At 68.9% G+C, this 17,821-nt stretch carries 16 protein-coding genes; 2 read left to right on the forward strand and 14 right to left on the reverse strand.

The features are described 5' to 3' along the window. Window positions 1-11 precede the first annotated feature (11 nt). The 7 genes from DMC64_RS39760 to DMC64_RS39790 form a co-directional block, all read right to left on the reverse strand. Complete coding sequence (locus DMC64_RS39760) at window positions 12-1,022, reverse strand: TauD/TfdA family dioxygenase (protein WP_037344326.1); 1,011 nt, start codon at window positions 1,020-1,022, stop codon at window positions 12-14. Next, the gene (locus tag DMC64_RS39765) at window positions 1,019-2,428 is read right to left on the reverse strand and encodes a cation:proton antiporter (RefSeq protein WP_125737722.1); all 1,410 of its coding nucleotides are present in this window, start codon (window positions 2,426-2,428) and stop codon (window positions 1,019-1,021) included. Before DMC64_RS39765 ends, DMC64_RS39760 begins: the two co-directional genes overlap by 4 nt. After that, window positions 2,429-3,250, reverse strand: a complete 822-nt coding sequence (gene ddaH / locus DMC64_RS39770; RefSeq protein ID WP_125737723.1) for a dimethylargininase — start codon at window positions 3,248-3,250, stop codon at window positions 2,429-2,431. 79 nt (window positions 3,251-3,329) lie between these two features. After that, window positions 3,330-4,583 carry an ATP-grasp domain-containing protein gene (locus DMC64_RS39775; protein WP_125737724.1) on the reverse strand — a complete coding sequence of 418 codons (1,254 nt, stop codon included), beginning with the start codon at window positions 4,581-4,583 and terminating at the stop codon, window positions 3,330-3,332. After that, window positions 4,580-5,737, reverse strand: a complete 1,158-nt coding sequence (locus DMC64_RS39780) for an FAD-binding oxidoreductase (protein WP_037344323.1) — start codon at window positions 5,735-5,737, stop codon at window positions 4,580-4,582. The genes DMC64_RS39775 and DMC64_RS39780 overlap by 4 nt, the downstream gene beginning before the upstream one ends. Window positions 5,738-5,828: 91 nt before the next feature. After that, on the reverse strand, window positions 5,829-7,397 hold the full coding sequence (locus tag DMC64_RS39785) for a carbamoyltransferase C-terminal domain-containing protein (RefSeq protein ID WP_125737725.1): 1,569 nt from the start codon (window positions 7,395-7,397) through the stop codon (window positions 5,829-5,831). An 87-nt stretch (window positions 7,398-7,484) separates the two neighbouring features. Then, window positions 7,485-8,951, reverse strand: a complete 1,467-nt coding sequence (locus tag DMC64_RS39790; RefSeq protein WP_037344319.1) for an NB-ARC domain-containing protein — start codon at window positions 8,949-8,951, stop codon at window positions 7,485-7,487. 187 nt (window positions 8,952-9,138) lie between these two features. Here DMC64_RS39790 and DMC64_RS39795 point away from each other — a divergent pair, with 187 nt between their 5' ends. Both DMC64_RS39795 and DMC64_RS39800 read left to right on the forward strand, forming a co-directional pair. Further along, window positions 9,139-9,831: a hypothetical protein gene (locus DMC64_RS39795; protein WP_125737726.1), complete on the forward strand. Its 693-nt coding sequence runs from the start codon at window positions 9,139-9,141 to the stop codon at window positions 9,829-9,831. Next, entirely contained in the window at window positions 9,815-10,165 is a 351-nt protein-coding gene (locus DMC64_RS39800) for an MmcQ/YjbR family DNA-binding protein (RefSeq protein WP_037344315.1), read from the forward strand. The genes DMC64_RS39795 and DMC64_RS39800 overlap by 17 nt, the downstream gene beginning before the upstream one ends. A 276-nt stretch (window positions 10,166-10,441) precedes the next feature. Here DMC64_RS39800 and DMC64_RS39805 read toward each other — a convergent pair whose 3' ends face one another. The 7 genes from DMC64_RS39805 to DMC64_RS39835 are packed head-to-tail and all read right to left on the reverse strand — an operon-like array spanning window position 10,442 to window position 17,806. Next, window positions 10,442-10,771, reverse strand: a complete 330-nt coding sequence (locus DMC64_RS39805) for a hypothetical protein (protein ID WP_016333509.1) — start codon at window positions 10,769-10,771, stop codon at window positions 10,442-10,444. Further along, window positions 10,768-12,021: a glutamate synthase-related protein gene (locus DMC64_RS39810; RefSeq protein ID WP_125737727.1), complete on the reverse strand. Its 1,254-nt coding sequence runs from the start codon at window positions 12,019-12,021 to the stop codon at window positions 10,768-10,770. Before DMC64_RS39810 ends, DMC64_RS39805 begins: the two co-directional genes overlap by 4 nt. Then, the gene (locus DMC64_RS39815) at window positions 12,018-13,013 is read right to left on the reverse strand and encodes an asparagine synthetase A (RefSeq protein WP_038515220.1); all 996 of its coding nucleotides are present in this window, start codon (window positions 13,011-13,013) and stop codon (window positions 12,018-12,020) included. Before DMC64_RS39815 ends, DMC64_RS39810 begins: the two co-directional genes overlap by 4 nt. Further along, a complete protein-coding gene (locus DMC64_RS39820; protein ID WP_125737728.1) occupies window positions 13,010-14,320 on the reverse strand; it encodes a methylaspartate mutase in 1,311 nt (436 codons plus the stop codon). The genes DMC64_RS39815 and DMC64_RS39820 overlap by 4 nt, the downstream gene beginning before the upstream one ends. Continuing rightward, window positions 14,317-14,781, reverse strand: a complete 465-nt coding sequence (locus DMC64_RS39825) for a cobalamin B12-binding domain-containing protein (protein WP_073842209.1) — start codon at window positions 14,779-14,781, stop codon at window positions 14,317-14,319. Before DMC64_RS39825 ends, DMC64_RS39820 begins: the two co-directional genes overlap by 4 nt. Continuing rightward, window positions 14,778-16,058, reverse strand: coding sequence for an ATP-grasp domain-containing protein (locus DMC64_RS39830; RefSeq protein ID WP_125737729.1), 1,281 nt, complete (start codon window positions 16,056-16,058; stop codon window positions 14,778-14,780). The genes DMC64_RS39825 and DMC64_RS39830 overlap by 4 nt, the downstream gene beginning before the upstream one ends. After that, on the reverse strand, window positions 16,055-17,806 hold the full coding sequence (locus DMC64_RS39835; RefSeq protein ID WP_125737730.1) for an ABC transporter substrate-binding protein: 1,752 nt from the start codon (window positions 17,804-17,806) through the stop codon (window positions 16,055-16,057). Before DMC64_RS39835 ends, DMC64_RS39830 begins: the two co-directional genes overlap by 4 nt. Between the last annotated feature and the right edge of the window lie 15 nt (window positions 17,807-17,821).

The raw sequence follows: 17,821 nt of genomic DNA on the forward strand, positions 1-17,821 counted from the left end.
GAGCCCAAGCCTCAGTGCACCCGCCGATCCCCCGCAATCCCGCGGTACCGGATCGTCCACAAGCTCCGCCGGATGTAAGTGCGCTGCAGCCATCGATCCCGCCCGTTGTGCCGCGCGAAGAACTGCGACCGCGCGTGCAGACCCTTCCGGTTGTTGATCAGCAGCGCCGTCCCCGGCTCGAGCTTGACCTGGTGCGCGACCTCGCGACAGACCCGCTGCAGCTCCTCCAGCGCCTGCTCGGCCTCAACGGTCTCTCCCACCACCCCGTTGGCCGACACCGCCACTTCGGGCGATTCCGCCGGCCCGGAGATCACCGGCACGAGGTCGGAGAGCACGTCGGCCCCCTTGGCCACGTCACGCACGTAGCTGCCGGGCGCGTTGAGCCGGAACAGCGGGCGGCGCAGGACGTCGAGCACCTCCGGCGCCAGCGCGGCCGAGATGTCCCTGCCGTCGGCGTAGTAGGTGACGGCTTCCTTGTTGCCGTCCTGGCGGACGCAGTTCAGCACCAGGAAGTCCGGATTGGACACGTCGTAGCGGCCGACCTCGTCGTGCACGATGTCGTTGTGGAAGTTCAGGAACACGTGCGAGCTCTGGTTCGTCTGGCTGCGCGCCCCCGCCGACACCGGGACGACGTCGTGCACGAGCCGCCCGCTCTTCTCGGTGGTGAACCCGACGGGCTCGCCGAGCAGCTGGCTCAGTCCCAAAAGGACGGTCTCGGCGACGAACGTCTTCTTGTCCTTGCTGGGTTCCCCGTCGATGGGCGTCTCCGGCAGTTCCGGGTCCACCGGCAGGTTGCGCACGAGCGCGACGCCGGGGGTGTCGACGTGCCTGCCGAAGTCCAGGATCGCCTGCAGCTGGTCGATCGGCAGCTTCGAGAACGTGACACGGAGCATCGCCAGCGAACGGTCGATGTCGTCGACGGGGTTCGGGAAGGACCGCAGGTCGCTCCCGATCGTGTCCCGGACCTCGTCGTCGAGGACGACCTCGGCGAAGGTGCTGACTAGGGTTTCCTTGCTGGTCATGGTGTCCTATCCACTTTCCGCCGCCGCTGGACCGGCGGTCTCGTCTTGAACTTGGAGATGAGGGTGAGCGCGGGGGCGGTCGCGATCGTCGACACCAGCGTCATGATCACGAGCATCGCGAACACCGCCGGGCTGATCACCTTCAGCTGGAGGCCGACGTTGAGCACCACCAGTTCCGTCAGCCCGCGGCAGTTCATCAGCGCCCCGAGGGAGAGCGATTCGCGCCAGCCGACGCCGGTCAGCCGCGCCGCCGTCGTGCTGCCCGCCCATTTGCCGAACACCGCCACCGCCGTGATGAGCACGGTCCAGAGCCACAGCGAGCCGGAGCCGAGCAGGCTGAACTCGGTGTGCAGCCCCGTGTAGGCGAAGAAGAGCGGCAGCAGCAACGTCAGGGTCACGCTGCCGAGCTTCCCGGCGGCGCGGGCGACGACCGGATCCTTCCTCGGCGCGATCACCCCGAACAGGAAGGCGCCGAAGATCGCGTGGATGCCGATCTCGTTGGTGGCCAGCGCCGACAGCATGATCCCGCCGAGCAGGATCGCGAGCACCGCGGACTCCGGCACCCGCGCGAGCACCCTGGCCAGCAGCGGCTTGACGACGTAGACCATCGCCAAGACGAACACCAGGGTGAGCCCGACGGTCAGGAAGACCTCCGACGGCGTCCCGCCCTGGCTGACGGCGACCACCACGGCCAGCAGGCACCAGGCGGCGACGTCGTCGACGGCGGCGCAGGTGAGCGCGAGCGCGCCCAGCGGCGTCTTCGCGATGCCCCGGTCGGTCAGGATCCTTGCCAGCACGGGGAACGCCGTCACGCTCATGGAGACCGCGATGAACAGGCCGAAGGCGAGGAAGCCGACGTCGCCGCCGAAGGCCGGGTACATGCCGAGCGCGAGCACGATGCCGCAGACCATCGGCAGCGCGATGCTGACCTGGCTGACGGTCACCGCGGTGAACCCGCGCCGCCGTACCGCGTCGAGGTCGATCTCGGAGCCGACCAGGTACATGAAGAAGATCAAACCCAGCTGCGACAGGATGTTGATCGCCGAGACCACCCCGCCGGGGAACAGCCAGCCGAACGCGGCGGGCCAGACGATCCCGAACAGCGACGGTCCCAGGAGGATGCCGGCGACGATCTCGCCGATCACCGCGGGCTGGCCGAGCCGCCGGGCCAGGACACCCGCCAGATGGCAGGCGCCCAGGATCACCGGGAGCGCGACCAGCAGGCGCGCGTACGTGTCGGGCCCGCCGCCCGCGGCCTTCGCCCCGGTGCTCGCGACAGGCGCGTAGGCCGATCCCAGGCCGAGCACCACGACGACGACCGCCGCCGGAACCGCGATCAACGCGGCCCCGACGAGGATCCGGCGCAGCGCGGTACGCCCGCTCCGCTCCTGTACAGCCGATTCCATCTATTCTCCTCGAGCGGCACGCAGTTCCAGGGTGCAGCATTTGACACTGCCGCCCGCCTTGAGCAATTCGGACAGGTCGGCGCCGATCGGTTCGAAGCCGTGCTCCCGCAGTTGCGCGGTCAGCTCGGTGGCCGCCTGCGGGAGCACGACGTGCTTGCCGTCGGAGACCGCGTTGAGCCCGAACACGGCCGCGTCGGCTTCGGACGCCAGGATCGCGTCGGGGTACAGCTCTTTCAGCAGCAGACGGCTTTCTTCGGAGAACGCCCCCGGGTAGTACATGACCGTGTCGTCGTCGAGGACGGCGAGCGCGGTGTCGAGGTGGTAGAAGCGCGGGTCGATCAGCGTCAGCTTGGTCACCGGACGGCCGAAGAACTCGCGGGATTCGTTGTGCGCCTCCGGATTCGTGCGGAACCCGGTCCCGGCGAGGATCGTCTTCCCGGCGACGAGGTAGTCGCCCTCCCCTTCGTTGACCCACTGCGCCTGCCGCACGTAGCGGTATCCGTTGTCGCGGAACCACTTGAGATACGCGTCGGACTCCCCTGCCCGCTGCACGTGGTGGAACCGCGCGACGAGCACCTGCCCGTCGACCACCGTGGCACCGTTGGCCGCGAACACCATGTCGGGCAGGCCGGGCAGCGGATCGAGCAGCTCGACCCGATGCCCCAGGTCGGCGTACAGGTCACGCAGCCACTCCCACTGCGCGATGGCCAGCTCGGTGTCCGTCGGTTTCTTCGGGTCCATCCAGGGATTGATCGAGTACTCGACGTCGAAGTACGTCGGTCTGACCATCAGGTAGTGCCGTTGGGTGGCAGTCCGTGACACGCTTCCTCCACGCGGTTTTGGGCGTCTTTCGCCACCGGGCCCTGGGTGAGGGCCCGGTTTCGTCGAACAGGATCCGTTGCTACTTCTGGGTTTCGGAGAGTTTGACCTCGATCTTCCCGGCCAGGTCGTTCGCGTTGCGCATGGCTTCGTCGAAGGACGCGCCGAGCGCGCCGATGCCGCCGAAGATGTTGTTGCCGAGCGGCGGACGCTTGATCAGGTCACCCGGCTTGGCGAAGATCTTGAGGTAGTACAGGGCTTCCGATTCGTTCACCGCGGGCGGGACGTCGATCGAGGCGATCACGCCGCCGGGGCAGATCAGGCACATCGCGGCGGTGTGCAGCCCGGTCGGGCTGAAGTGGTGGACATCCGGCCGGACACCGCGGGAGACGTCCATGAGTCCCCTGATCGGGTCGTATCCGGCGGAAAGCCTTGCCATATGGTCGAGTCCTCCGCCGCCCGGGCGCACGGCGATCTCCAGCAGGAACGGTTTGCCCTGGTGGAACCGGACTTCGGCGTGCAGCGCGCCGCGGGTGAGGCCCTGGGCCCGCACGCCGGCGGCCACCACCGCGTGCACCTCGGCCACCTGCTCGGCGGTGAGCGACGTCGGCGCGTGGTGCACGTCGTCGTCGAAGGTCTCGCCTTCCGAGGTGACTCTGTCCACAATGGAACCGAGGTAGACCTCGTCGTCCCAGGCGACGGCTTCGATGAGATGCTCGTGACCGTCCAGAAAGGACTCGACGAGCAGGCCGTGCGGGCCGAGGTCCAGCCCTTCGGCCTCCATGTTGTACCAGGTCATCCCGTCGATGCCTTCGCGTGCCTGCGCGTAGCGTTCCCGCATCTTCTCTTCGTCGTCGACCCGGAAGACGAAGTTGCTGGCCGCGCCGAGGGTCGGCTTGAGGATCACCGGATAGCCGAAGTCCTCGGCCGCCTGCAAGGCCGCGTCGAGGTCTTCGACGAACCGGAAGTCCGGATGCGCGGCCCCGCCCTTTTCGTGCGCCTGCCGCATGATCAGCTTGTTCCGGCTGGTGCGCGCCGCGTCCACGCCGATCCCGGGCAGGCCGAGCGCCTCGGCGACCGCGGCGACCAGGACGACGCCGGACTCGGAGAAGGTGAGCACACCGTCGAAGGATTCTTCCGCGTGCCAGGCCTTCGCGTGCCGGATCAGGTCGTCGATGTGGTTGCTGCCGGCGACGCGGTAGCGCTCGGACGGCCAGAGATCCTCGGTGCCGACGCCGTTGAGCACGTACAGCACCCCGCCGAAGTCCTCGATCTGCTGGTACCGGGGCAGGTAGTAGTAGGAGTTCTGGCTGGCTTCCAGCGCGAGCAGTTTCACGACACACCTCGTAGGGCAGGACGGATCGGGTGGACACCGCCCGCTCGCACGAGCGGCCGGTCGAGCGGTTCGAGTCCGGTCTGGACCGGGTCGGCGCCGGTCAGGCGCGCGGCCAGGGACCGGGCGATCAGCGGGGCGAACTTGAACGACGAGCCGCCGCACGCCGCGTAGGACAGGACCCGGTCGCCGAGGACGGCGAGCATCGGGCCGAGGGTGGAGCGCCGGGCCAGGTAGTGGCAGTCCCGGGTGTCGACCAGCCAATCCCGGCGGAAACCGGGGATCAGCGCGGCGAACGTGTCGATCAGGTGCTCCCGCCACCACGAAGGCACGGTGGCGCCGCCGAGCTCGTCGACGACCCGGCACGCGCTCGCGGCGCTGAGCTTCAACGGCGTCCCTGCGACGGGCGGTACGAGCCACGCGCCACCCGCCGAGCCGAGCGACGTGATCGCCGGGGTGGCCGCCCACGCGGCGGCGTCGGCGGGCGGGACGTCGCAGTAGAGCATCGTCTGCCGGTGCAGCACGAGTTCCCTGGACAGCGCGGGAGCCAGCAGCTCCCGGGACCACGGGCCGGCCGCCACCAGGACGGCGTCGCCGCGGAGGATCCCGCCGTCGGCCAGCCGGACCTCGGCCCGGTCGGCGTCGATCCCGATCACCTTGCGGTGCGGGTGGAGTTCCGCGTTCGCGTGCCACCGCAGGCGGGTGGCGCACGCCGTCAGCACCCGATCGGCGAGCAGGACCCCCGCGTGCGCTTCGAAGACCGCGCCCGTTCCCGGCACGAACCCGGCGTGCGGGAACTCCGCGGCGAGTTCGTCCGCGCCGAGCACTTCGGCCTTGGATCCCGCCGTGGCCAGCAGATCCCGCGCGGCCGCCGCCTCGTCCGCCGTCATCGCGGTGAGCGCGCCGACCTGTTCGTAGAACGACGTGGACAGCGAATGCTCCAGTCCGAGCCACGCGTGATGCGCGGCGACCGCGGCCGCCGTGGCCGCGAGGTCACCGGGATGCAACGCGCGCAGCACACGGTGCCGGTCGAACGAGGTCGCGCCGGAGAACGGGATGTCCGCCTGGTCGGCGAGCACCACTTCGTGCCCGGCCGACACGCATTCCAGCGCCGTCAGCAGCGCGATGACGCCACCGCCCGCGAGCACGACTCGCATGGTCTTCCCCGTTCGTTCGGGCGCCACGAGGTACCCGGATGCCACTGCTGGGACGGTGGCATCCGGGCCTTACCCCCGTTGGGCAAGGATTTCAGGAGGCGCGCGGGGTCACGAACGTGTCGTTGATGACGTAGCCGTCGAGGCCGTACGTCTCCCCGTACTCGATGAGATCGCTGGTGCGGTTGAGGAAACCGCGCCCGTTGTTGTTCAGCGAGGTGTTGCACAGCACGCTGAACCCGGTCTGCTCGCGGAACGCCTCGAGCAGGTCGGTGATGCCGGCGTTGCGCTCCCGCGTCACCGTCTGGGTGCGGGCCGTCCCGTCGACGTGCGTGATGGCCTTCAGCTCGTCGGAGGTGACGTGGTTGAAGTACAGCATGTACGGGTCCTGCACCGAGCCGACGAACCACTTCGGAGCGTCGGATTCCAGCGCGATCGGGGCGATCGGGCGATAGTCCTCGCGGCGTTTGATCTTGTTGAGCCGCACGGTGGTGTCCACGGTGAACGGCGCGGCGAGGATCGACCGGTTGCCCAGTGCCCGCGGGCCCATCTCGTACCGGCCGCGTGCCCAGCCGATGATGTTGCCGTCCTTGAGGTACTTCGCGACCTCGCTCGCCACGAGCGGCCGCGTCTCGTACTTGGCGGGATCCGGGACGACGTCCTCGACGAAGTTCTCCCCCGCGTAGACGTCCCACTCGATGGTCGCCTGTCCGGTGTAGAACCATTGCGCGTCGATGGCCGTGCCCAGCGCGGAACCGCTGTCGTTGGGGCACGGCGGCACGAACACCGAGGAGAACAGGCCGCTCTCCCGCCACAGCCGGTTCCAGTCACAGTTCAGACCGCAGCCACCGGAGATCAGCAGCGGCAGGCCTTCGGTGAGGTTCTTCTCCGCGTAGTCGTAGAACCGGTTGAAGATCGCCTGCGAGTGCTTCGCCGCCGCGTTGCGGTATTCCTGCGACCACACACCCGCGTTGTACAGATGGGACCAGGACATCTCCTCTTTGGACAGACCGAGGATGATGCCGTCGCGGTCGAGGATGAAGTCGATGGTCTTCTGCTCGTCCGGCGTGAGCGGGCCCGGCTCGGCGAACCCGGTCAGCGCCATCTGCTTGCCGGCGTCGTTGAACCGGAACTTCCCCTTGCCCAGCGGGAAACCCGGGTCCGCCAGCGCGAAGAGATACGCGTACTTCGCGCCGGGGTCGGTCAGGACGTGCTGCAGGTGGGTGGCCTCGCCGCGCTCGTCGATCCGGTAGAAGTCACCGATGTTCCCTTCCCACACCAGGGAGTAGTACGCCTGGCCGGGTGCCGCGGGGGCCATCCCGAGGGAGGTGTAGATATGCGAGCGCTCGTGGGTGGAGGAGAAGTACCGCACGTCCTTGCCGAAGAACTTGCCCGCCTCGTCGGAGATCGCGCCCTCGCCGACACCGAAGTATCCGGTGCGGGACGGCGGTTCCACCGAGAACTCCCCCTTGACCCAGCCGCCGAGCGCGACCACGTCGGGCTGCTTGTCGAGCATGCCCGCCGCACGCGCCATCAGCTCGCCGGTGATCCGGTCGTAGCGCGGGTAGTTGTCCTTTTCCGACTCCAGCGCGAACAGCAGCTTGCCGTCCTCGATCGCCACGATCCCGCCATCGTGGCCCTCCTTCATCGACAGAATCAGCATTGTGTCACCGAATTTCGCTCGCCTTCATTCGTCGACTCATTCAAGCCGCGCGGCTCGTTGACCGGAAGCTCGGCGCGGGGAGAACAATCAACCTTCGGACGAGCCACCCGGCAGGGTGCGCACGGCCTCGTGGCGCAGCGATTCGAACGCGTTCTTCCGTGCCCGGTGACCGGCCATCGGGACGGCGGCGGCGAACGGGCCCGGCTCCCGTTGCCGTTCGGAGGCGAACGCGCTGACCAACCGGGAGACCGCGTACCGGCCGGCGACGTTGGCGCGCTGGAGGAGTCCGGCGTCCACCACGGACTCGAGGAGCTCGTCGGCCGTCTCGATCATGATGCCCATCGCCGCGGCGACGCCGATCGACGTCGTCCAGCCCGCCCCGGTCTGCCCGAAGTGGTGGATGGCCTCCCGTTCGGTGGGCGAAAGCTGTTCGTACGCCGCGATGAACCGGTCCCGCACGTTGACGTCACCGACGCAGAGGCTGTCCATGAGCCGTTCGCGATCGGCGAGCTGACCCGCCGTGTACGCGATCGCCCACTCCGGACGGGCGGCGATCTTGCGGCCGACGATGTTGATCGCCAGCGGGAGGTCCCCGCACAGTTCGGCGATCATGTCGGTGGCGTCGTGTTCCGCCCGCACCCGGGCCGGTCCGGCGATCCGGCCGATCAAAGCCAGGGATTCCTTGCGGGAAAACGTATCCAGCTCGACACGGTTCGTGTCCTCCAGCCCGAGCAGCCGGGCGCGGCTGGTCACCACGACCTGGCTGTGCGGGGCCTGGCCCAGCAGTGGCCGCACCTGACCCTCGTCCCGGACCCCGGCCAGGAGCACGAACAACCTGCGCTCCGCCAGCAGGGACCGGTACAGCCCGATCCGCTGCATCGGATCGTCGGGCACGAGATGCGCCGGCACGCCGAGCGCGCGCAGGAATCCGCGCACGATCCCGTTGGCCGACCGGCCGCCGGTTCCGCTGCCGCCCAGATCGGCGTAGAGCTGCCCGTCCGGGAAATCCGCCGCCACCTCTTCCGCCAGCCGCAAGGCGAAAGCCGTCTTCCCCACCCCGATCGGCCCACTGACGAGCAACGGCACCTTCACCGGGCCGCTCGCGCCGATCATCTCCGCGGCGTCGGCCAGATCCCCTTCCCTGCCGACGAAAGTCCTCGATCCCATCGGCAGCTGGGCCGGACGGGCGAGCCGGATGACGCCGGATGCCAACGCGTGCACGCCATCCGGCGGTGCTTCGGCCTGCTGCGGCACGGACGCGCGTTCCTCGCGCACCTCCGCGCCGCCACCCGTCTGTCCCGCGACGCTCCGCCAACGCCGTTCCCACGCCGCGCGATCCCCACCGCACGCGGAGACGAACGCCAACGTCACGGCGAGAGTGGGCAACCGGTGGCCACTCGCCGCACTGGACAGCACGGAAGGTGCGAACAGTGCCGTCCTGGCGAGTTCCCGGTAACTCGGGTTTCCCGCCCGGTTCCTCAAAACGCGCAGATCGTGAGCGAATGCGGCGATCGGACCAGTGGAGCCGTCCAACGGTCGCTCGGGTCTGCCCATGCCAACTCCTCCCCTGGATGGGGTAACGCAATCGCACTGCGTGACCGTCATCCTTGCAGCCTTCCTGGCCACAACCCTAAAGGACCAATGAACGATGCAGCAGATACAAATAGGTGACTCAATGTACAAAGTCCAATAGTTGGACGCGGAAATTCACCCCCTTGGTGGCACCGGATAGGGTTCGCCCATGTCTGACCCCCTGCCGCCACTCGCCGAACTCCGGCGAGCCGCCGAAGTGTTCAACGGCTTCGCGAATGTGGACGCCTCATGGCTTCGACTCGTGGAAGAAACGCAGTCCGCGATCGACCTGTCACAGCCCGCACATCGCACAATTCTTCTTCGCTGGCTCAACTCGTGGGGATGCCGGATCCGGTACCCGCGGGAAGGCGAGCCCGCCCCCTTCGACGATGGGGTCCTGGCCTGGTGGGAGACCTGGAGCGCCACCCTGCCCACCGCCGACCTCGCCGACCTGACCGACGAGGGGATCGACACCGCCGCGAAGGCGTACGCGGACCTCGCGGGTGTCGCCGTCTCAGTGGGACGGGCGAGGCGTACGCTGGGCCCGACCGCCGCGGCCAAGGCACTGTATGCGTTGCGGCCCAACACGATCATGCCGTGGGACGCCGCCATCGCGGCGGCCCTCCACGGCGCGCGTGACGGCGCCGCGTTCGGGAGACATCTGCGACTCGGCCGCGCGTGGGCCGCCGCGGTGATCGCGGAGGCGGGAGACGGCGGGGCGGAGATCCCCGCCCTGATGGGCAGGCCCGTGTCACTGGCGAAGATCCTCGACGAGTACCTCTACGTCGTCTTCACCATGGGCGCCAAGGGTGACTGGGGAACGGACAGCGGAGAATGGTGGAAATATGGTAACCGGGGATGACGTCAGAGAGATCGTTTCGGGGCTGCCCCGCGCCTATGAGGCGCTGGTCCGGGACCGGGCGAAGTTCCGCGTGGGGCGAATCGTCTTCCTTTCGCTCTCACCCGACGAAACCGTGATGGGATTCGGCTATCCCAAAGAAGAGCGGGAAGCGCTGGTGGCGGGCGAGCCGGACAAGTTCATGATGCCGATTCCGTCCGATATGCGCTATCAGTGGGTCCGCGCCCGGCTGTCCGCGCTTGATTACGAAGAGTTACGAGAGCTGATCGTCGACTCGTGGCGAATGTGCGTCCCGAAGAAGGTCTGGGCCGAATACCTGGAAAAGAACCCGAGCTGAACTACTCCTTTCGGCGTGCGCCGTTCAGCCCCCTCGATTGCCCTTTTCGGTCCCGTGAATTGCCTTTCGGGTGACCGAAAGGCGTAACTCGCGTGATCAGGGACGTGACTCGCGTGCTTGGGGACGGAACTCACGTGTCTGGAGGCTCCACGCGGTGTGCGGCTTCCGATCACGCGAGTTACGCCTTCAATCACGCGAGTTTCGCGCCCGAGCACGCGTGAAGGCCCCCTTCCCTCGGCTGCGCCGTGGGAAGGGGGCCTTCACGCGCGAAAGGGGCTACTCCGCGACCTCTTCGATCGCCGAGGTGCCGCGGGAGCCGGGGTTCCCGTATCGCTCCCAGACCTCGTTCAGGCGGATCCGCCCGTCCGGTAGGAACTCCGGGGTGTTCGTGCTGTGCCCCGAGATCACCTGACCACTGGCCAGCACCATCGTGTAGGCCATGTCGATCGTCCCGTCTTCGCCGCATTTCCCGGTCAGCGAGCCGAGCCGCACGCCGCCGCCGCTCAGCTCGGCCCACACCAGATCGTCCTTCTGCCGGTACAGGGTGACCGGCGCGTCCGGGTCGGTGCTGACCTTGCGGAACCGTTTCCCGTCGTAGTTGATCATCCGTCCTGCTCCGTCCGTGCCGGTGAACCAGGGAACCAGAGGTCGTCCGTGGTGAGATCCGCGAGGTCGTACTTCCCGAGCGCGCTGGCGAGCAACCGCAGCTCGAGTTCCAGGCACCGCACCAGCCGCACGAGCCCGTCGGTCGCGTCCTCGTCGACGGCGAGCAGCGCCGCCCGGCCGAGGCCGACCGCGGAAGCGCCCATCGCCAGGCACTTCAGCGCGCGGGCGCCTTCCCAGATCCGCCCCGAAACCAGCAGCGACGCGTCGTGTTTGCCGACCCGCCGCAGGCATTCCACCAGCGGCAGCCCCACCTGGTCGAGGAAGACCGACGGCGCCCAGCCGGTGCCGCCCTCCGCGCCGTCCACGGTGACGGCGTCCGCTCCCGCCGCCCACGCGACCCGCGCCGCCTCGCCGACGTCGCGACCGGGGTGCAGTTTCACCCAGGCGCGGGCCCGCGGGTAGTTGTTGCGCATCAGGTGGATCTGCTGGCGCAGGATCTCCCCGGTGAACGTGCCGGGACTGCTGGACCGCAGCACCATGGCCTGGTCCCTGCCGAACGCTTCGTCCACTGTGTACTGTTCGGCGATCTCGCCGGCGGCCGTGCGCGAGAGCACGGTCATCCCGCCGAGCCCCGGTTTGGCACCCTGACCGACCTTGAGCTCGAACGCCAGCCGCCCGGTCTCCAGCAGTTTCGTCGCGGACGGGTCGCTGTAGACGAGGTTCCACACCTCCGCGTCCGCGTCCTCGGTGCTCTGCTGGACGACGACACCGCCCAGCCCGTCCGGTACGGCGTCGGCGTACGCGCGGATCCGCCCGAGCAGGCCGTCCTCGACGCTCTCACCCATCCGGCCGTAACCGTGCATCGGCACGACGTTCTCGCCGATCACCATCGGCATCCCGAGCCTGCCGGCCTGCTCGCTCGCGGCGATCCCGAGCCCGCTGCCCGCGACCTGCGTGGACCCGAACGCGCACAGGAACACCGGCGACGGCGCGGTGAACCCGCCGAGCACGGTCGACAAACCGACGTCGCCGTACACCGGTTCGCGCGCGAGGTCGAACATCTTCTCCAGGCGCCGCGGGACGAACACCGGCGGCACGATCCGCGCGCGGTCGAGTTCGTCCGGCGGGGTGTCGACGTCCGCGCCGAACAGCGACCGGCCGTATCCCGCGACGTCGGGGAAGATCGCCGCGCTGCCTTCTCTCGCCCTGGCCCGGATCGCGTCCTCCGGGAGCTGCCGCGCGGTGATCACGGCGTCGCGATCCCGGGCAGCTTCGGATACGCGTTCGCCTGCCAGATCGCGTCCAGCCCGGCGATGTAGCGCGTCACTCGCTCCAGCCCCATCCCGAAGCCGGCGCTCGGCGGCAGCCCCTCGCGCGCGAGGTCGAGGTACCAGGCGTACTTCGCCGGGTTCTCCCCCGTCTCCCGCATCCGCTCGATCAGCCGCCGGTACTCGTGCGTGCGTTCGCCGCCGCTGCAGAGCTCGCCGAACCCGTCGGAGGCGATGAGGTCGAAGTTCCGCAGCACGCCGGGTTCGGTGCTGGACTCGCCGTCGGTGAACCCGCGCGACCCCTTGGGGTAGTCGACGATGAAGAACGGCCGGTTCGTCTGCTCGGAGATGATCCGCTCGCCCTGCCAGTCGATCTCGGCGTCGGCGCTCTGCCCGTGCCGCAGGCCCTGCAGCCGCGACACCGCCTCGCGATGCGTCATCCGCTCGAAGTCCTCTTCCAGCAGCGCCGTGAACGCCTCCTGGTCCCGGCCCAGCGTGGCGAGGTCCACTTTGGACTCCCGCAGCGTGTGGGCGACGATGTGCCGCAGCAGGCCCTGCGCGACGTCGAGGACCTCCTCGCGGCTCGCACGGGCGACCTCGACGTCGATCTGGGTGAACTCGACCAGATGCCGTCCGGTGGTCGAGGTCTCCAGCGGCTCCAGCCGCACGTTCGGGGCGACGTAGAAGATCTTGTCGAACGCGAGCAGCGAGGCCTGCTTGTACAGGATGACGCTGGTCATCATCTTGTACTTGTGCCCGTAGTAGTCCACGTCGACCTGTTTGGCGCCACGGCATCCCGGGTCGGTGACCGGCCCGATCAACGGCGGCTGCAGTTCCACGAACCCGTTCATGCCGAGGTACTCGCGGGTGCCGGCGGTGATGCTGTTCTGGATGCGCAGGGCCGCCTGCGTCACCGGCGACGTCAGATGTTCGCGGGTGCCCGGCGGCAGCGCCGCGTCCGGTGTTCCGGTCATGTCCTACTCCCCTGTGTCAGTCGGTTCACGGTCTCGATTCCGGGTAACCCGTACTTCTCGTCGAACGACCGCTCGACGTACCGGAGCGCGTCCAGCAGATCGTTCGAGGTCATCCGCCGGTCGCCGGGCAGGTCGACGAGATCGCCCAGCGGCATCGCGCCGATCCGCTGCCACTCCAGGCGGCCGCCGTCGGCCAGCCGCCCGCGGGCGCGGCCGGCGTTGTCCGGGTGCAGGCAGAACGGGACGTCCAGCTGGCCGCGCGCGAACGCGGTGACCAGCGCCCTGCCGAGGTCGTTGTCGAGCGAAAGAACGTTGTCCACCAACGCTTTCGCCTGCGCGTGGATCCCGGTGTCGCCGAGCCTGCCGATCCGGGAGACGCCCCGCGCGGCCTCGGCGGCGTGCTCGAGCGCCGTCACGTTCTCCGCCACGGTCGGCAGCCGGTGCGCTTCGGCGGTGGTCTTGACGATCAGCCTGCTCGCGCCGGTGCGGGCCGCCAGCCGCGCGGACTCCGCGATCAGCTCCAGCGCGCCACCCGGTGTCCTCGGGTAGACGCCCATGTAGCCGTAGATCACCACGTGCGTCCGCGCGTGCGGCACGTATTCCCTGATCAGCGCCTGCAGCGCGGCGACGGCCTCCTCGTCCTGCCCGGCGTGGGTCTGCTGCGCGTAGCTGAAGGACAGGCAGCGGATCCCGTGCCGCCAGAAGAACATCCCCTCCAGCACGCTCAGCGCGACCAGCAGCGCGGGCGGGCACAGCTGGCCCATCATGCAGCCGCCGAAGGTCTCCAGATGCGGCTCCAGTTCGGGCCCCCGGGCCTCGGCCAGCGTCTCGCAGGACCGCCGCCAGTTGTCGACAGCCGCCGAAAGCGGCATCCGGCTGTACGGCAGGCAATACGACACCGGACCGCCCTCGGTCGCGTGCAGCCCGAAGTCCAGCAGCGCCCGCACGATCCGGCGGGGATCCGCCGAACCGTGCCGCACCTGCACCGGGAAATCCCCGGTCACCACGCCGTCGAGCAACGCCGCCGTCGTCACGGGATCGTGGTCGACGAGCGGATACCCGTTGAGGTCGGCACCCGCCGCCAACGCCGCACGCGCCGCCTCGTGGTCGCCGACCCTGGTGTAGCTGTCGATCGTGATCGTGCCGACCGTCGCGGCCCGCGCCGACCGGGTCGCCAGCAGCCCCCTGGTCATCCGCCCCGGATCGGCGAACCCCATCCGGGGCTGGACGACCAGCTCCCCCTGCGCGTGGTGGCGTGCGACCACCTCGCCGAACGAATGTCCCCGCCGCGGGGCGAGCACGTTCATCCCGCGCCCAGCGGGACACCGGGGGCGCGGACGGACAAGGTGCGGAGGAACGTGCGGAACGGGGTCAGCCCGGCGGAGTCCTCGAACACCGCGTCGAAGCCGGCCTCCAGCAGCCGGGCGGCGTTGCTGCCGCCCGTGACGTCGAGCTTCCCGCCGATGACGACCGGCGTCGTGACCAGCTCCGGCCGGGCGCGGAAGGCTTCCATCAGCCGGACGCCGTCCTGACGGCCGTGCCCGTTGAGGCTGCTGATCACCAGCAGATCCGGCCGCCGAGTGACGCATTCGCGCACGATGGTCGCGTCCGGGACGCAGGCGCCGAGGTTGGTGACCCGGCAGCCCAGTTCCTCCAGCAACAGCTCCAGGTACACCAGGTTCCAGGTGTGCGCGTCGGACGAGAGCCCGGTGACGATCACGTCGAGACCGGCGTCCGGGAGCGTGGGCTGGACGGCTTCGATGGTCATGGTGCGGCGTTCTCCCTCTCTCCTCGGTCCGGCCGCACGTCGATCTCGATCAGCGCGACCGCCTCTTCGGCCAGGCGCGACGCCTCCGCCGGGCTGTCCGCGGTCACCATCAGATCGCCGACGCGGTCCCACGAACTGCGCAGCCCGTCGAACCGGTCGCCCGCCGAAACACTGACGTCGCACAGGAACACGCCTTCGGACTGCGCCGCCTTCTCCACCCCGCGCACGTCCTCGATGAACCCGGGCCCGATCGACAGGAACCGGACTGCGGCGCCGCCTTCGGCCTTGCGCGGCAACAGGTCCACGACCGGCTCGTCCTTCATCACCGAGAAGTAGGCGCGGTTGAGCTCCACCGGATAGGCGCGCTGGATCAGCTCGATGATGCCGTCGCCCGCGAACCGGCCGGCGCATTCGACCAGGTACGGGACACCGTCCGAGACGATCCACTCGCAGTGGACGATCCCGGTGCGGAACCCGGTCGCGGCGGTGAGCCGCCGCGTCTCCTCGGTCAGCGTCGCGGTGAGCTCGTCCGGGATGTCGGCGGGGACGACATGCGCGAGTTCGATCGGCCGCGGACCGGGGAAGAGCCGTTTGCCGGTGACGTTGGCGAACAATGGCTCGCCGTCGCGCAACAGCATCTCGACGCTGAACTCGTCTCCCTCGACGAAGCTCTCGGCGAGCATCTTCAGCTCCATCGCGCGGTCCGGGACGAAGATCCCCTCGTCCTGCACGACGCAGTTCGTCCACGCCTGCTCGGCCTCGGCCGGGTCGGTGAGCACCTGCGTCCCCACCGACGCCTGCCGGTTCGACGGCTTCAGCACGGTCTTCCCCGGATGCCGCGCCATGAACTCACGGACCTGCTCCGGGCTTTCGACCCGCGCCGACGCCGGGTTCGCGATCCCCGCCGCCCGGCTGACCAGGCGCAGCACCGCCTTGTCCCGCAGGATCTGCGCCGCGCCGAAGCCCGCGCCCGGCAGGCCGTAGCGTTCGGCGAGCCGGGCCGCGAACGGGGTCGCGTACTCGGTCAGCGGGACCACCGCGGCCGGGTCGAGGTCGTGGTGGACGTGGTAGAACTCGTCCGCCTTGCCGGGCAGGTGGAACTCCCACTCGATGAGCTCGCGCACCAGCGCCGAACCGGCCACCGTCTTCCGCGCGTCGCGTTTGCGGACCACGTCGGGCTCTTCGACGAAGATGACCGAACCGTCCGGCTGGAAGTCCTTGATGGAGGACCCCAGCGCCGCGGCCACGAACCCGACCAGCACCACCGGGCGCGTCATGACCCCTCCTCGACGTAGTACCAGTTCTCGGGGTTGATCAGCCCGTACGGGTTGATCGGCGAGAATCCGCGCAGATTCCCCGCGACCTCGAACAGCCGCCGCGGGAACGTCGGCATGAAGATCACCGGCGCCTGCTCGGCGATGTACTCCTGGTACTCGTACAGCGCTTCGAGCGAGTCGGTGGTGACCGTCTTCGCGATGAGCTCGTCCGCCTTGGCGTCGCGCCAGTTGCTGAAGTTGCAGGCGGCGCCGCTCTGGAAGAGGTTCTCGCCGGTCGGGTAGTTGTAGACCCAGCCGCCGCCCCAGCAGGACAGCTGCCACATCCGCTTCTCGCCGGGACCGTCCTCCGCCACGAGGACCGACCCCATCACCTCTTCGAGGCGGATCTCGATGCCTGCCTTGGCCGCGTCGTCCCGGAACTGCGCCATGAGCCGTGCCAGCGACGGCCTGCCTTCCCAGTAGCGCAAGGAGAAGCTCAGTTCGGTGCCGGCGGGGATGCCCTCGCCCGCTTCACCGGGGCCGGTGCCGGGCCGGACGCACACCGCGGGCGACGTGCTGACGTCCCACCCGTTGTCGGCGAGCAGCTGCCGCGCCTTCTCCAGGTCGAACGGCCAGAATCCGCCGCGCTCGGCGATCTTCGGTGAGACCAGGTCGCTCTTGGGCAGCACCGGGATCGATCCCGTCTGGCTCCAGCCGTAACCCTGGTAGACCTCGCGGGCCCCGTACTCCTGGTCGAAGCAGCTCTGCAGGGCCTGCCGGACATACGGCTGCCTGATCATGTTCCCCGCGACGGTCGGGTTGCTGAAGTTGACCGCCATGAAGTTGATGTTGAACAGGATCTGCGGCTCCAGCTGGAACCCGTCGCCCAGCGGGTTCGGCCCGCCCTTCGTCGGGTCGCCGTCGGGCTGGACGCCCATCCCCGGCGGCAGGAAGCCGACCTGGACGTCGCCGGACCGCAACAACTCGTACTGCTGCTCGTCCGACGTCGTCGAGACCTGACGCAACTCGTCGAGATGCGCCGGATTGGGCCCGCTGTAGTGCTCGTTCGGGACGAAGGTGACGACACCTTCCTCGGTGTAGCTCTTGAGCCGCCACGGCCCGTTCACCACACTCCACACCGGACTGTCGGCCCAGCGCGTGCGATGCGAGTTGTCCTCCTCGACGACGTCGCCGTTCTCCGCCATGAGGAACTCGTAGACCGCTTCGGCCTGCTCGATGTCGTGCGTGGCGTCGGCCGGGCCGTCCGCGGTGCGGTCCCACGCCTTCGGCATCGGCGTGATCATGGTGAGCTGGTTCAGCAGCACCCAGTTCTTCGAGTATGCCTTGTCGAAGGTAAAGCTCACCTTGTCGTCGTCGACCTTCTCGAACGACACCAGGTTGTCCGGGAAGTAGCCCTCGGAGTAGGCGCCGAACCGCGGCCCCTTCACCTTCAGCATGTTCATCCAGAAGATGACGTTGTCCGCGCAGACCGTCTCGCCGTTGGACCACTTCCACGGTTTGATCCGGACCACGCAGGTGCGGCCGGTCTCGTCCCACACCGGCTCTTCACCGACACTGAGGTCCCAGTCGATCTCCGGCGCGCCGTCCCGGCCCAGCCAGTACAGCGGCCGGTACATCAGCATCTGGAACTCGTAGAGGCTCCGCACGCCGAAGCGCTCGCCCGGGGTGAAGGGGAAGATCACCGCGGGCGGGAACCCGGGCAGGCAGGCCCAGGTCGCCACGCCGCCCTTGATCGGCTTGTCCGTCATGACTTTCGCTTCCTC

Source organism: Amycolatopsis sp. WAC 04197 (genome assembly GCF_003947475.1).
Lineage (GTDB): Bacteria > Actinomycetota > Actinomycetes > Mycobacteriales > Pseudonocardiaceae > Amycolatopsis > Amycolatopsis japonica.

Bases quoted from the DNA above. Each gene is read 5' to 3' on its own strand.
- DMC64_RS39760 (WP_037344326.1), bottom strand. From the start codon at position 1,022: ATGACCAGCAAGGAAACCCTAGTCAGCACCTTCGCCGAGGTCGTCCTC.
- DMC64_RS39765 (WP_125737722.1), bottom strand. From the start codon at position 2,428: ATGGAATCGGCTGTACAGGAGCGGAGCGGGCGTACCGCGCTGCGCCGG.
- DMC64_RS39780 (WP_037344323.1), bottom strand. From the start codon at position 5,737: ATGCGAGTCGTGCTCGCGGGCGGTGGCGTCATCGCGCTGCTGACGGCG.
- DMC64_RS39785 (WP_125737725.1), bottom strand. From the start codon at position 7,397: ATGCTGATTCTGTCGATGAAGGAGGGCCACGATGGCGGGATCGTGGCG.
- DMC64_RS39790 (WP_037344319.1), bottom strand. From the start codon at position 8,951: ATGGGCAGACCCGAGCGACCGTTGGACGGCTCCACTGGTCCGATCGCC.
- DMC64_RS39795 (WP_125737726.1), top strand. From the start codon at position 9,139: ATGTCTGACCCCCTGCCGCCACTCGCCGAACTCCGGCGAGCCGCCGAA.
- DMC64_RS39800 (WP_037344315.1), top strand. From the start codon at position 9,815: ATGGTAACCGGGGATGACGTCAGAGAGATCGTTTCGGGGCTGCCCCGC.
- DMC64_RS39805 (WP_016333509.1), bottom strand. From the start codon at position 10,771: ATGATCAACTACGACGGGAAACGGTTCCGCAAGGTCAGCACCGACCCG.
- DMC64_RS39815 (WP_038515220.1), bottom strand. From the start codon at position 13,013: ATGACCGGAACACCGGACGCGGCGCTGCCGCCGGGCACCCGCGAACAT.
- DMC64_RS39820 (WP_125737728.1), bottom strand. From the start codon at position 14,320: ATGAACGTGCTCGCCCCGCGGCGGGGACATTCGTTCGGCGAGGTGGTC.
- DMC64_RS39825 (WP_073842209.1), bottom strand. From the start codon at position 14,781: ATGACCATCGAAGCCGTCCAGCCCACGCTCCCGGACGCCGGTCTCGAC.
- DMC64_RS39830 (WP_125737729.1), bottom strand. From the start codon at position 16,058: ATGACGCGCCCGGTGGTGCTGGTCGGGTTCGTGGCCGCGGCGCTGGGG.
- DMC64_RS39835 (WP_125737730.1), bottom strand. From the start codon at position 17,806: ATGACGGACAAGCCGATCAAGGGCGGCGTGGCGACCTGGGCCTGCCTG.